The organism is Glutamicibacter sp. JL.03c (assembly GCF_025854375.1).
Classification (GTDB): domain Bacteria; phylum Actinomycetota; class Actinomycetes; order Actinomycetales; family Micrococcaceae; genus Glutamicibacter.
On record NZ_CP107575.1, the window covers coordinates 1,514,630 to 1,528,642 of the forward strand.

Below are 14,013 nucleotides of genomic sequence, written 5' to 3' on the forward strand. Positions count from 1 at the left end.
CAATAATTGGCCATATGAACACCGTGAGACTTCTCGATGCTGGCTTGGGGTGTTTATGATCTCTGCTTGGTATTGCTCTCGTTGTGTTCAACACTCGGTCTGCAATCGGCTGAATTCTGCCCTTATTAGGGCAGAATCAATAGTTATATGGGCACAAGTCATCTTGTGCCCTTACGTTTGATCTTGCTTGAAGGAAACAAAACTGGTGGATGAATTTCGTACGCGCATAGCTCTCGGCATAGGCCGTCGAATTGAACGGCTAGGTCGCTACAGGGTTGCAGCTCTTTACTACGAACGCACCTTGGCCACTGGGCTTTCGCAAGCATCCGAAATTCAGTTCCGCTACGGTTTTAGCCTCTACAAGTGCAAGCAGTACTCCAAAGCTATGACCCAGATCGAAGCCGCAGTGGCGCGCCAGCCGCATCGTTACGGCTGGATCCAGACGCTCGCATTGACCATGCAGCGGATGAAGAAGTACGAGCGGGCTCTAGAGCTATTTGCCGCGGCATGCGAGGGCGATCCAAGCAACATCACCTGGCGCATCCGCTGGGCTCGCTGTGCCCGATTGGCTCGCAAGGCCGACTACGCCTCGGCAGTACTGGACAAGCTGGTTGTCGATTTCCCGGATGATCCCAAAGCATCATCAGCCATTGCCACCTTCCTGCTGGACAGCAGCCAGCGCTGGCGCGAATTGGACGTCCGCCTGCAACATGAAAATCAACATGCAGCAGACCCGAAATGGTCATTCCTGACGGCAGAAGCTGCAGCCTACATGTCTCGTTTCGACCTTGCAGAGCAGTACTACCGAAAGACCCTCGAACTCGATGACCAGCATGTTAAATATTGGTATGGCCTTGGCCGTAGCCTCGAAGAACAGGGCAAGCAAGAAGAAGCCGACAACGCTTATTCCAACGCGGTCTTGCGCTCGGGAGACACGACCGTTCAGAAAATCGGTATTGGTAAGATCCACGAACGCGAAGACGACTGGAACCGGGCCTTGGATGCCTATGAAGCGCAACTGGGACAAGCAGAGGAAGGTGTAGACCTCTACCTGCTTAACTACCGCGCTGGCGAAGCAGCCGCCCGGCTCTTTGAATTCCGCCAGGCGGCACAGTATTACCGCCGAGCCGAAGAGCTTGCTGAAACCATCGAAGACCATGTGCTGGCAGGCTATGCACAAGGACGAGTGCTCTCTCGTTCCGGCGACTTTGAATCTGCAGCAAAATGCTTCGCGCGATTCATCGACTTCTTGCCAGAACAAAAACGAGTTGAAACTCCCGTTGCGCTATTCCGCTTTGCATATAGTCTTCACCAGGTTGGCAAGCATGCTGAAGCCAGTGAGCTCTTCCTGCAGGCAGCATCCGAATGGGGGTACCTCGGTACATCCTTCCGAGGATCAAAAGCAGCAGGTGCCCGCGCCAATGAACACCGTCAGCGCGCTGCCATTTGCGCAGCCACCGGTGACTGGGCAGGCGCTGCATCGGCCTACTCATCGGCCATCTGGCACGCCTCATCTACCGAACGCCAGTGGCAGGCACGCGCAGGCCAAGCATACGCCAAGTTGGGCGATTTCGAGAAGGCCTGCGAATACTTCGTTGGCATGCTGCTCTTTACCGAAATTTCCCTGGCAGGCTTGGGCAATGCGCTCAAGGGCGTAGGACGCCGCCGTGGTGCCTTGGCTATCCATGCGCGTGAAGTCGAAGACCTGGATGAGAACCTGGTCCTTTTCGAGTCATCTCACGGAAAGAACGTGCATTGCCATCCCTTTGCAATCTACCAGGCCATGCGAGAAGATCCGCGATTCGCGAATTTCCGCTACGTTTGGGTTTACAACGACGATTCCCAGATTCCGGCTCAGCTGGCCAATGATCCAGATGTCGCAATCATCAAGCAGCACTCGGACAAGTACATCAAGGTTCTTGGCACAGCCAAGTACCTGGTGAACAATGCAACGTTCCCGACGTACTTTGCCCGTCGCGAGGGCCAGCAGGTGCTGAACACCTGGCACGGCACCCCGCTGAAATTCATGGGTAAGCTAGTGAAGGATGGCGTGGCTGAGCACCGCAACGTCCAGCGGAACTTCCTTCAAACCACGCATATGATGGTTCCGAACACCCACACCTTGAAGACGTTGAGCACGGATCATGATCTGGACGGCCTGTTCCCGGCAAAGGTCGCATTGACCGGCAGCCCACGCATCGACCAGATGGTCAATATGAGCGAGGAACGCCGTAGCGAGATCCTCACCGAATTGGGTATCGATCCTGAGAACCACCAGAAGATCGTGTTATTCGCGCCAACCTGGCGCGGGCAGCTCAAGGATCAATCTTATGACGTGAGCGGACTCGTCGACGACCTGGCAACTCTGGCCCAAGGCGAGCACCACATGCTTTTCCGCGCACATCGCTTCGCAGAGAAGCTCATCGGCGACGCTGAACTCGATGCCGCAGTGGTCCCTTCGTCAATTGACACCAATGAACTTCTTGCTGTCATTGACGTCTTGATCACCGACTACTCGTCGATTTTCTATGACTTCTTGCCCGCCAAGAAACCTGTCATCTTCTATACTCCCGACTTCGCAGCCTATGAGGCAGAACGAGGGCTCTACTTTGAGCGCTCCACCTGGCCAGGCGAGGTGCTCGACTCGATCGAGGATGTTGCTGCGGAACTCCAGAGGCAGCTGAGCGTCGCTGAACCCCAGCCGCATCTGAACTTCGCCGAGAACCTGGAAACCTTTGCTTCCATGGAGGATGGCCACGCAACCGCACGAGTCATCGATTTCTTCTTCTTTGATGATGATTCGCACGTGCTGGCGCCGGTCGAAGATCAGCGCAAGAAGCTGTTGTTCTATCAAGGCCCGTTCAAGCCAAACGGCATTGCCACCGCGTTTACCAACCTGATCGGCTCCTTGGATCCGTCAAAGTACCACGTGTCTGTGGCCGTGGACATGGGAGCGGTAGCAAGCAATGCCGACTCCATGGAGATCCTCGCTTCGCTGCCTGGGCACGTGAAGATTCTTCCACGAGCTGGCGCCACGATCATGTCCGCGGAAGAACGTTGGGTATCCGACGGGTATCACGCGCATCGCGGTTTTGATTCGCCGGGAGCCGAGCAAGTCCACCTGGGGACCATGGCACGAGAGATGCAGCGTTCCTTCGGTGACGCGCGCTTCGACGCAGCCATCGACTTCGAAGGCTATTCGAGATTCTGGGCCAGCTTGTTCTCGGCGGCACACTCCCATGCGGCACGCAACTACATTTACCTTCATAACGACATGGTCGGCGAATGGAAGCTCCGCTTCGGCACCATGCCCGGTCTCTTCGCGACTTACCGTCACTATGATCAACTGGTGTCGGTGACCCAAAGCGTGGGGGAGCAGAACGTCAAGGAGCTATCCACGCTCTTTGGGCTGGCTGAAGAGAAGTTCACCGTTTCGGAAAACCTCTTGGATCTGGAGAAGCCATTGCGCTGGTCCACGCTTGAGGATCCGGTGCACACCTTCTCCGGCGAGGGCTTGACTGTTTTTGCCAACATGGCTCGACTGTCACCGGAAAAAGGGCAGATGAAATTGTTGGAGGCCTTCGCACAGGTGCATGAGCAGCATCCAAACACTCGACTGCTTCTTATCGGTGACGGACCATTGCGCACCGACCTGGAAACCGAGGTTGCCGCCCGCGGTCTTGCCGGCAAAGCGGTCATCACCGGTCTGCTCTCGAACCCGTTCCCAACATTGAAGACCGCAGATTGCTTCGTGTTTTCCTCGGACTATGAGGGCCAGGGCCTGGCTATGGTTGAAGCGATGATGCTTGGACTGCCAGCGATCTCAACCGACGTGGTGGGTTCACACAGCGTCTTGGCTGATGGCTACGGCTTGCTCGTCGAGAACTCTGCCGCCGGTTTGGTTGATGGCATGGACCGATACCTGAACGGTTACCAGGCGGACAAGAAATTTGATGCGCAGGAATACCAGAACAGCGCGCTAGCGCAGTTTGAACGACTGGTCGATGGTGTCAAAGTCTGAGAACAAATAGACAGGTCGTGGAGTGCTGAATGCACTCCACGACCTGTTTAAGGGCCAATTCTTGGTCGCGATCCGGCCCTTTGGAGAAATCGAGCTAGGCGGCCCTTCGGCGAGGCAGCCGTTCAACCTCGACGTCGCCCACTACGAGCTTCAACGACTCGGTGATAAAGCGTTCCATGCTGGCACCAGCGGTAACGTCGCCAAAGTAGTATTCCACGACTTCGCGGAAGCTCTCATTGTCTTCAGTTAAGGCCCTTCGGATCTTGCCGGCAATTTCTTCGGACTCGTCGGCCGACAGCGCCGGCACCTTGGCCAACGCAGGGGAGTCGGTCACGGTAGCCTCCGCGGATACCGGGGTAGTCACGAACATCGGCTTGCCGGTGGCCATGAAATCGTAGGCAACAGCGGAAATGTCGGTCACGCATAAATCAGAGACCGCCCACTGCCAGCCCCAATGGGTGGTGTCATCGAAAAGCAAACGTGCAGCAGACGTCGCATTGGCTGACACCAGTTTCTGACGGATCCGTTCAACGGCATGTCCGTAGGCACCAGAATTCAATCCTGAACGAGGATGCGGGCGGAATATCAAATTGAATCCTCCGTCCTTGATCAGCGCATCGATCAATTTCTCGCCGTGCGAGAGAACCGAGCCGTAATGCATGGACGGACGGTCACCCTCCCAGGTCGGCGCGTACAGCACCGTTGGCAGGGAAGTATTCAGCGAATAAGGGGCCAAGTAGGAAACATCAATCTGTGGACGGCCGATTAGGCGCGTACGCGTCTGGGCGTCATAGTTGCGCAGGTGCAAGTTCAAGCGATCCTGAGCTGCCTGTCCTGCCGAGAAGACATAATCGTAGGCCTTGAGCTGATTGGACCACATGTAGGCCTTTTCGCTCTCACCGTGGCTGATGAAGACGTGATTAGGCTCGTTGAAGCGCATCATCTGGAAATTGCGGATGTTCTGATTTACATAGAACACCAAACGCAGATCCTGCGAATCGACCAGCCGTTCAACGTCTTCAATGGTCGGCGCGTAATGCACCGGCAGAGGGCATTCCTCCCGCAGCGCCAGTGCCGAGTCAGGGCGACGGGTGATGACTACGACGGAAACGTACTGCGCTAATTGCTTGATTGGCTCGTACCACTGGCGGATCTGGTACGCATTGACCATCTCGTCAGCGAAGTACAAGGCAACGCGATAACGGTCCTCTCCGGTAGGCATGTGAAACAGTTCGGTGGCGTGGCGATCAATGAATTTACGCTGCTGTCGAGCAGCAAGGCGTTGCCCGGCGTATGATGCCGCGTTATTCAAGGTTTTTAACACCTTCATCAGAGATCCTTTGTCACGAAAAATAACCCGTCTCCATAAGCATAAGTGGAAGTCATTGGCCAGAGCTGTTGACATGCCTTGAAGCGCCTATGTGCCTAGGGAATTTTGAGCTAATGACCTAAATACACCCAGATAAGCGGGTTTGCATTCGTTCAATGTTGGGTTATGCCCCATTGCCTCCAGACGTGTTCGAATCTTCATATTGAATCGCACTGCGATATGCTGTGGTGAGTGCAACACCAACATCTGTGTGCTTTAGCTGGTTTCAGTTTGGGAACTTGGGTGGTGGCAAGCTAAGATGAAATGTCGGACTATGTTTTAGTAGGAGTCATCATTAGCGATAAGCGTTCTGATCGATCGCCACATGGCGCACTCGATCGCAACTCGCCTTTGGTTTTTTCAACCAGGGATCTCGGCCGTTCGCCGGGCTCAATGGAGACTCTAAACGAGCAGGTTCAGGCACCCGCAGATGTGGGAAATGCACTCATCGGTATTCGTGGAGGATCTGAGCTTGACTTAGATCTTCGCCTTGAAGCCGTGCATGAAGGAATTTTGGTATCGGGTACCGCTACAGCGCAAATTGCTGGGGAATGTGGACGATGCCTGGATCCTATCGAGTACGACTTCGTGGCTGATATTCAGGAGCTCTTCTACTATGAGGAGAGCGAAGAATTCGAAGAAGATGATGATGTGGATCAGTATTGGGTAGTCGGTGACTTGATTGACATCGATCCGGTACTACGGAGCGCAGTGGTTACCGCCCTGCCGTTCCAGCCGGTTTGCAAGGAAGATTGCTTGGGGCTCTGCAATGAATGCGGAATCAACCTCAACGATGAACCCGAGCATCACCATGAGGTACTTGATCCACGTTGGGCGGCGCTAGCGCAGCTGTCCGACAATGTCACTGAAGATAGTGACAAAAACTAAAACGTTAGACTAGAGAGAAGAGAAGTAGTCGTGGCTGTTCCAAAGCGGAAGATGTCCCGTGCGAATACTCGTGCCCGCCGTTCTCAGTGGAAGGCCACCGCGCCGAACCTGGTGAAGACCGTTGAAAACGGTCGCGTAACTTACAGCCTGCCTCACCAGGCTAAGGTTGTCACCGACTCGGCCGGTACTGAACTGTTCCTTGAGTACAAGGGTCGCAAGGTCGCTGACGTCTAAGACATGTCTTCTAAAGAAGAACTGATGAAGCGTCTCGGAATCGATATCGATTCCGAGACGCTTCGTCTTGCATTCACCCATCGCTCGTATTCCTACGAGAACGGTGGCATTCCAACGAACGAACGCCTTGAATTCCTTGGGGACTCGATCCTTGGCTTCTGCGTTGCAGAACACCTTTACGCTAAATTCCCCGATCTGCCCGAAGGCGATCTGGCAAAACGCCGTGCCGCCATTGTCAGCACGCGTGCCCTGGCCATGATTGCCCGAGACCTGGAAGTTGGAGAACATCTTCTCCTCGGACGCGGAGAAGCCCAATCCAACGGCGCTAACAAGTCGTCCATCCTGGCTGACACCATGGAATCCATCCTCGGAGCGACCTACCTGGTCCAGGGAATGGACGCGGCTCGTGCTTTTGTGCTTCGCTTCGTCACACCACTGCTGGAGGATCCTCGCCTACTCGGCGCCACTACCGACTGGAAGACAGTTATCCAGGAAGTCGTTGCCTCTCGCAAATTAGGCGAACTGCGTTATCAGGTCACCGGATCTGGCCCTGACCATGCACGCACCTACCTTGCCGTGCTGCACATTGGAGAGAACGGCTATGGCGAAGGCCATGGACCGTCCAAAAAAGAAGCTGAACAGGAAGCTGCCCACCAAACGTGGCTGCAGCTCAATCCTGGCGAACAGATCCCGAAAAGCTAAGCACCACGCAGATGCCTGAACTGCCAGAAGTGGAAGTAGTCCGTCGGGGATTGGACAAGTGGGTACGCGCTCGAACGGTTGAATCCGTTCAAGTGCTGGATCCACGATCAGTCAGACGCCATCTTGATGGTGCGCTCGACTTCGAAGAATCACTGACCGGCTGCACCATTTCCACCGTCGCACGCCGCGGGAAATTCCTCTGGCTGGGACTTGATGGGCTGGACGTTCCTGCGGTTCTCGTCGCGCATCTGGGCATGAGCGGCCAGTTGCTCGTGGAGCAACCAGACGCACCTGACGAGAAGCACCTCAAGGTGAGGCTTTCGCTAGCGGAACATCTGGATAATCCGGGGGAACTCAGGTTCGTTGACCAACGGATCTTTGGCGGGATGTTCCTATCGCCGCTGGTTCCAACTCCCGACGGGCTGCCGGCCGGCCAGGGCACCGACGAGCCAGCCATACCGCAGGCCGCGGCGCATATTGCCAGGGACGTTCTCGATCCGCATCGCACCGCAGAAGACCTTTATCTAGCTTTGCGCAAGCGAAGCACCGACCTCAAGCGGGCCATACTGGACCAAAGTGTCATCTCCGGGGTTGGCAATATCTACGCTGATGAAGCCCTATGGCAGGCAAAGCTTTCGGGATACCGGAAAACCGCCACGATTCGGCGCCCGGAGGTGCAACGCCTTAACGATGCCCTGATTGATGTCATGACCCGCGCGCTGGATGCGGGCGGCACCAGCTTCGACTCGCTGTACGTCAACGTCAACGGTGCCAGTGGCTACTTTGCCCGCTCGCTCAACGCCTACGGACGCGAGGGCAATCCCTGCCTGCGCTGCGCCGAAAACGGGGTGAGCTCGGTGATCCGTAGGGACGCGTTCATGGGGCGTTCTTCCTACACTTGCCCGGTGTGCCAGCCACGCCCGCGCAGGCGATGAAGTTTTTCAGAAACACGCATTTATCGATTATGCCCGAAATCCTGCGCTCGCCTCGAAGATTGACCCACGTCCCGGATAACACGTCACTTTAAAGCTTGTCATTAGCATGTGGCAGTACGGATGGTCGGTGCGACGATCACGGAGACTGTGCGCTACGGCAAGTTCCTGTGGCTGATCCTGGACGAGACAGATGCGTTGCTGATCCGTCTATGGATGAACGGTCAGATGCTCGTCACTTCCTCCGATGCGCCGACAGCCTCGAACGAGCGGGCGCGGTTCACCTTCACCTACGGCGGCCATCATCTGCGGTTTAACGACCGTCGCACGTTCGGGCATCTGATGTATGACGAGGGCGGTGCCGCACGGCTGTCGTCGATCGCCCGCATCGCTCGTGATCTGTCCGATACGCTGTTCGATCAAGCCTTGGTGGTCGAAGGTATCCATTCCAAGCGCATCGGGATCAAGCGCGCGCTGCTGGACCAGACGGTGGTGTCCGGCATTTGAACCACTACTCCGATGAAGCCCTCTGGGCTGCCAAGGTGCACGGGGGAGGTCTTGGCCGCCGCGGGACCCCGACCGTGCGGGAGAAGTTTCATGAACCGATCGAGCCGCTACTGACCGGTCTGCCAGCGGAAACGCTAGGTAGGGTACGCATGCGTCACCGGTTCAAAAATGCGCAGTTTATCGAAGCGCTCGGCTGGAGGATGTCCAGCCGAGCGATTTCATGTCATTGGATTCACCAGCTTTTAGGCTTCCGGTGGATCGCCAACGATTTTAAGCAGTGCGCCTGCTAGTCCTGAAGTTCCAATCAATGAGAGTAGGTTGCGGCAGTCTCTGCAAGTGATTTGCCCTTGGTTTCAGGTGCAAGCCACTGCGAGAGTATCGCCCCGGCAAAGGCGATCAGGGCAGCTGCAATCATGCTGGGACCCATGCCTATGTGGCTGATCGCCCAAGGCAGCGCGAAGGTTCCTAACGCTGCGCCAACGCGGCTGATAGCGGCGGCAAAGCCCATGCCAAGACCTCGTATTTGGCTTGGGAACAACTCCGCTGGGTAGACCTGCACGAGCATGCTGTAGCTGGCATTGAAGAAGGAGAAGGCCAAGAAAAGCGCAAGCACGACAACGGAAGGAGCTTGCGTCCAAACGCCGATGACCAGCAGCATGACGGCGCAAATCCACTGTCCTGGCACAGTCAAGATGCGACGGCCTAGCTTGTCAATAAGCAGGATCGAAGTGATCACACCGGCTGTGGCAAGGGCTGACAAGCCCACCCCACCTGTCCAGCCGCCAGCAAGCCCATATTGTTTCAGAACATCGTCCGCGAACGTGGCAATGGCAAAATACGGTGTTACGGCGCAGAACCAGAAACCTGATGTGAAGAGCGTGGACTTCCAGTATTGCCGTGAGAACAGCATCGAGAATGACCCCTGCGGGAGGGCCGTATCCGTCCGCGTGGCTTCCGCTTCTTGGAGTCTTCTCAGGTCGATTTCTGCGGTAATGCTCTGCACCATGTCCGGTGATTCGACGTAGCGTTGCATGATCGCTTCGGCTTCGGCCTGTCGTCCTTTGGTGATGAGCCAGCTGGGTGATTCAGGCAGGCCGATGCGTGCCAAGAAGAGTATGAGCGCGAGCAGCGTGCTTGAACCCAGGATCAACTTCCAGGAAGCACCTAGGTCGTGGAGCACCGTGCCCACGATAAATGCGCACATGAATCCGATGTACCACGCGACCATGGTCACGCCGAGCAACCGGCCTCGCAGTTTGGGCGGCGAGAATTCGGAGAGCAGAGGCCAGCCGATCGAGTATTCACCACCAATGGCGACACCCATCAACAACCGAATGATTACCAGCTGAAGGACAGCGGACTCTCCGGAAGTCACGAAGAATTGTGCTGCCGATGCTAGCAGGAATAGTCCCATGTCGATGATGAACATGGGTTTGCGGCCGAATTTATCGGTGGCCCAGCCTGCCAGAGGCGCACCGATGAAAATGCCAAATAAAGGCGCAGCTGCGATAAGCCCGATCCAAACATCTTCGATCAGGAGGTCTTCTCGGATCAAACCCGTTGCTGGGCCAAGAATACCGAGGATGTAGCCGTCGAGGAACATTCCTCCGATGAGGACCGCGAGCAGCCGTTTCATGAAGCGGCGCTTGAATTGTGAGGTACTGCCTTGTGACCTTATGGGCGCGTTAATTGAATTGCGCACATTCTGAAGATCTTTCATGGGCGTTTCCGTTTCTAGATTCGCGTGAAACGAATGAAGCTGCACAGGGAAGATCTGCTGTGTCGTGTCCCGCGGCTGCTTGATTCATGCGATGGGTGATATGGGCGCGGCGGCGATTTTCATCGCCGCCGCAAGTGAAAGGCTCAATCGAGCCGACGCTCTCTAAGAGGGTTGTGCGAACCATCCGGTGACAACCGGTTCAGTGTTCTGATAGATATGTTTCGCTTCGCGGTACTCGTCCAGGCCCGAGTGGCCAAGTTCTCGGCCGATTCCTGATCTCTTGAATCCGCCCCACTCTGCTTGTGGCAGGTAGGGGTGGTAATCATTGATCCAGATCGTGCCATGGCGCAGTAGCCGGGACATGCGGTGTGCTTTGCCCTGGTCGCTGGTCCACACCGCTCCTGCCAGGCCGAATTCGGTATCGTTGGCGATGTCGAGCGCTTCTTGCTCTGACTTGAATGTTTCGACGGTGATGACGGGACCGAAAGATTCTTCGGTCACGACGCTCATGCCTCGCCTGCAGCGGTCAAGCACGGTCGGCGAATAATAGAACCCTGTGGCATATTCGTCTGCGCCCCAGTCGCCGCCGCAGCGGAGCCTGGCACCCTCCTGGAGGCCACGTTGCACGTACGCGGTCACGCTGTTGCGATGTTCCGCTGAGACCAGCGGACCCGTTTCGGCATTGGGGTCGAAGGGCCCTCCCATGCGAATGCGCTGGGCCCGTTCAACCAGTTCGTTTACGAACTTTTCAGCGATGCTTTCCTCGATTATGAGCCGCGTACCAGCCGAGCAGACCTGGCCCGAATCCATGAATCCAGCGTTCAATGCGTTATCCAGGGCCGCGTCGAAATCAGCGTCGGCGAATATGACGTTCGGGTTTTTACCTCCGAGTTCCAGCGCCAGCTTCTTCACGGTCTTCGCCGCTGCGGCAGCGATGCGCTGGCCGGTCGGCAGCCCACCAGTGAAAGACACAAGATCCACATCGGGATGTTCCGACATGCGAGCCCCGACAGTAGACCCGGCACCCAACACCAGGTTGGCCACACCTGCCGGGAGACCCAGCTCATCGAAGATCTCAAAGAGAAGAACCGCGGTGTGCGGGGTGATTTCGGCTGGTTTGAGAATCAGTGAATTCCCGGCCGCGAGACACGGCGCAACTTTCCATGCCGCTTGCAACAACGGGAAATTCCAGGGTGTAATCAGTGCGCAGACGCCCACCGGCTCGTAGACAACGCGGGACAAGACCGCCGGATTTCCAGCGTCAATGACTCGGCCGGCATCGCCGCGTGCGGCGCGTGCGAAGTACTTGAAGCACGCGATGACATCTTTGATGTCGATCTGCGCTTCAACGAAGCGCTTGCCCGTGTCCAACGCCTCGGCTTTGGCGAAATCATCGAGCCGCTCTTCTAGCGCATGTGCAACCCGGTCGAGGAAATCGCCGCGTTCATCACCCGAAGCGTCGAACCAGACGCGGGAATCGAAAGCGCGCTTCGCAGCGTCGATCGCGGCATTGGCATCTTGGACATCTCCTGTGGCAACCGTGCCGACGAAGCTGCCATCTGCTGGGCAATGGATATTTCTTGTTTCCTCGGAATGAGCGGCCAGCCACTGCCCATCGATGTAGAGAGTTTTTGTCATTTAGGTTCCTTCAAGGCCAGGAGTCTCTGATGAATCTAGCGAGTTGCAGCCTTTGACTGGTCGGTGACTTCCCACGGCGGAACCCAGTCACCATCGAGCCGGAATGACAGGCCGGACTCATCTTCCAGGTATTTGGCGACAAACAATTCCGGCTCGGAGCTGCCGTAGCGTTCGGCTGCCCGCTCGAAAGTTCCTCGCGCGGCATCGGTCATGGGCAGGCCTGTGCCGACGTCCTTTTGCAGTTCGCGAATCAGCCCCAAATCCTTGTTGCACAAATCCAGCGTGAATGAAGGATCGTAGTGTCCGGCGAAGATCGACGGTGCATCATGCTGGGCCACGAAAGAATCGCCGACAGACTGGCGGATGGCAGACCATAGCACTTCGAGCTTCACGCCGTGGCTCATGCCCAGAGCGAATCCTTCACCGATGGCTGCTGAAGCAACAAACCACAGCTGGTTGGTCACGAGCTTCACCACGTTCCCGGAACCCAGGCCGCCACATCGGATGACGATGCCGAGTTTTTCAAGAATCGGTTCAACCCGGTCCTGCAGCTCGTCATCGCCGCCCATGAAGAGGGTCAGTCGCCCATTCCGTGCGCCGTCCACGGCCCCGGTCACCGGAGAGTCCACGACTCCGACACCTGGTCCCGCTTCTGCCGCGAGATCGGCGACGAGTTCCTTGCGGTTCGTGGTGAGGTCGACCCACACGCTGCCGGGACGCAGCGCTGCCAAGGCTCCTGCTTCGCGCATGACTGACTGAACATGGTCAGGGCGTGGAAGCGATGTCAGGAGGTACTCGACATTCCCTGCACAGTCAGCGGCCGAAGCGGCCGCTGTCGCGCCTAAGGCTACGGCTTCGTCCACTTTTGCCTGGTTCATGTCGAAAACGGTTACATCGTGACCAGCGTTGATCAGCCGGTGGCACATTGGTGCGCCCATGTTGCCGAGACCGATGAATCCAATAGAGCTCATTGAATGACTCTCTTTCGTTGTTGTGACGTGCTTCACCAAAAACTTTAGAGAGGCATAAGAGATTGAGGAATACTTTCTTTTCTATTTATCACATAGGATATTCCTATGTCTCAAAGCTTGCATCAGCTACGTTGCTTCGTTACGACCATGGAGTGTGGATCATTCACAAAGGCATCGCGCGAGTTGGGGTTGTCCCAGCCGTCCCTCTCTGAGCAGATTCGACTGCTGGAGCGACACCTTGGTACACAGCTGTTCCGCCGATTGGGTCGTGGAGTCGCGCCGACTGAAGCGGCAAGAACTTTCGCTCCATTTGCTTTGACCGCGCTGGAGGCGGTGTCCGCTGGAGATCGCGCGGTCATGTCCCTTAATGAGGCTGAGACAGGCACAGTGCGCTTCGGGCTCTTCGGCGCGGCACATTTGTATGTTTCCGGCGATCTCGTCTGCCGTACGCTGGATCAGCATCCCGGGGTGAATGTTGCTCTCGTCGGCCAGAACTCAAGCGAGGTTATAGAAGACATTCGTGCCGGGAACCTTGAAGCCGGATTAGTGGCCCTGCCCATCCATAATGAAGAGCGTTTGCACATTGAGCCGGTGGCCCGAGACGAACTTGTGTATCTCAGCGCTGATCCGCAGCGCGTAATGCGACCAGCGACACCGTCAGTCATCTCGGCGGCAAAACTCGTATTGCCCGAGGTGACATGGGGAGATAAAGACTTTACCCGTCAGCAACTGAAGCGTACAGTTCAGGCGGCCAGCCTCCCGCTTCAGCCACGGGTTGAAGTGGAAAATGTGGAAACGGCAATCGAGATTGCCGCCCAAGGGTATGCCGATACGATCGCGGCCCGGGGCGTTGTTCGCCGAGTTGCACCTAAACTGGGAAACAAGCTTTATGCCGTGGAACTGGCTCCTAGGCTGTATGAAGAATTTGCAATTGTGTATCGAACCAATACGCATCTGAGCCGTGCTACGAGAACTGTCATCGAGCGTGCAAAGGACTTGCTCATGGAAGCAACGGCAACTTGAGCGCGGAT

General features: G+C 56.4%; 11 protein-coding genes and 1 pseudogene. 8 read left to right on the top strand and 4 right to left on the bottom strand.

The features are described from left to right. Positions 1-385: 385 nt before the first annotated feature. On the top strand, positions 386-4,021 hold the full coding sequence (locus tag OF385_RS06925) for a CDP-glycerol glycerophosphotransferase family protein (RefSeq protein WP_264277604.1): 3,636 nt from the start codon (positions 386-388) through the stop codon (positions 4,019-4,021). A 94-nt stretch (positions 4,022-4,115) separates the two neighbouring features. Here the strand turns inward: OF385_RS06925 and OF385_RS06930 are convergent, their stop codons facing one another. Beyond that, a complete protein-coding gene (locus tag OF385_RS06930; RefSeq protein WP_264277605.1) occupies positions 4,116-5,351 on the bottom strand; it encodes a CDP-glycerol glycerophosphotransferase family protein in 1,236 nt (411 codons plus the stop codon). 390 nt (positions 5,352-5,741) lie between these two features. On the opposite strand from OF385_RS06930, the gene OF385_RS06935 reads away from it, so the two are divergent. The 5 genes from OF385_RS06935 (at position 5,742) to OF385_RS06955 (ending at position 8,653) form a co-directional block, all read left to right on the top strand. Next, complete coding sequence (locus OF385_RS06935) at positions 5,742-6,278, top strand: YceD family protein (RefSeq protein WP_413468146.1); 537 nt, start codon at positions 5,742-5,744, stop codon at positions 6,276-6,278. A gap of 30 nt (positions 6,279-6,308) precedes the next feature. Continuing rightward, the gene (gene rpmF, locus OF385_RS06940; protein WP_013348816.1) at positions 6,309-6,512 is read left to right on the top strand and encodes a 50S ribosomal protein L32; all 204 of its coding nucleotides are present in this window, start codon (positions 6,309-6,311) and stop codon (positions 6,510-6,512) included. A gap of 24 nt (positions 6,513-6,536) precedes the next feature. After that, the gene (gene rnc / locus OF385_RS06945; protein ID WP_413468124.1) at positions 6,537-7,214 is read left to right on the top strand and encodes a ribonuclease III; all 678 of its coding nucleotides are present in this window, start codon (positions 6,537-6,539) and stop codon (positions 7,212-7,214) included. An 11-nt stretch (positions 7,215-7,225) separates the two neighbouring features. After that, complete coding sequence (gene mutM, locus OF385_RS06950) at positions 7,226-8,149, top strand: bifunctional DNA-formamidopyrimidine glycosylase/DNA-(apurinic or apyrimidinic site) lyase (protein WP_264277607.1); 924 nt, start codon at positions 7,226-7,228, stop codon at positions 8,147-8,149. A gap of 108 nt (positions 8,150-8,257) precedes the next feature. Next, positions 8,258-8,653, top strand: a complete 396-nt coding sequence (locus tag OF385_RS06955) for a DNA-formamidopyrimidine glycosylase family protein (RefSeq protein WP_264277608.1) — start codon at positions 8,258-8,260, stop codon at positions 8,651-8,653. Positions 8,654-8,957: 304 nt separating this feature from the next. On the opposite strand, the gene OF385_RS06960 is transcribed toward OF385_RS06955, so the two are convergent. The 3 genes from OF385_RS06960 to OF385_RS06970 form a co-directional block, all read right to left on the bottom strand. After that, positions 8,958-10,373 carry a sugar porter family MFS transporter gene (locus OF385_RS06960; RefSeq protein ID WP_264277609.1) on the bottom strand — a complete coding sequence of 472 codons (1,416 nt, stop codon included), beginning with the start codon at positions 10,371-10,373 and terminating at the stop codon, positions 8,958-8,960. Between the two features lie 162 nt (positions 10,374-10,535). Beyond that, positions 10,536-12,011, bottom strand: coding sequence for an aldehyde dehydrogenase family protein (locus OF385_RS06965; RefSeq protein ID WP_264277610.1), 1,476 nt, complete (start codon positions 12,009-12,011; stop codon positions 10,536-10,538). A 35-nt stretch (positions 12,012-12,046) separates the two neighbouring features. Then, positions 12,047-12,982 (bottom strand): NAD(P)-dependent oxidoreductase, encoded by a 936-nt coding sequence (locus OF385_RS06970; protein ID WP_264277611.1) that lies wholly within the window; start codon positions 12,980-12,982, stop codon positions 12,047-12,049. A gap of 147 nt (positions 12,983-13,129) precedes the next feature. Here OF385_RS06970 and OF385_RS16720 point away from each other — a divergent pair. Both OF385_RS16720 and OF385_RS06975 read left to right on the top strand, forming a co-directional pair. After that, a pseudogene (locus tag OF385_RS16720) lies at positions 13,130-13,219 on the top strand (LysR family transcriptional regulator); the annotation flags it as partial. Between the two features lie 120 nt (positions 13,220-13,339). After that, on the top strand, positions 13,340-14,005 hold the full coding sequence (locus OF385_RS06975; RefSeq protein ID WP_264277612.1) for a LysR family transcriptional regulator substrate-binding protein: 666 nt from the start codon (positions 13,340-13,342) through the stop codon (positions 14,003-14,005). The last annotated feature ends 8 nt before the right edge of the window (positions 14,006-14,013 follow it).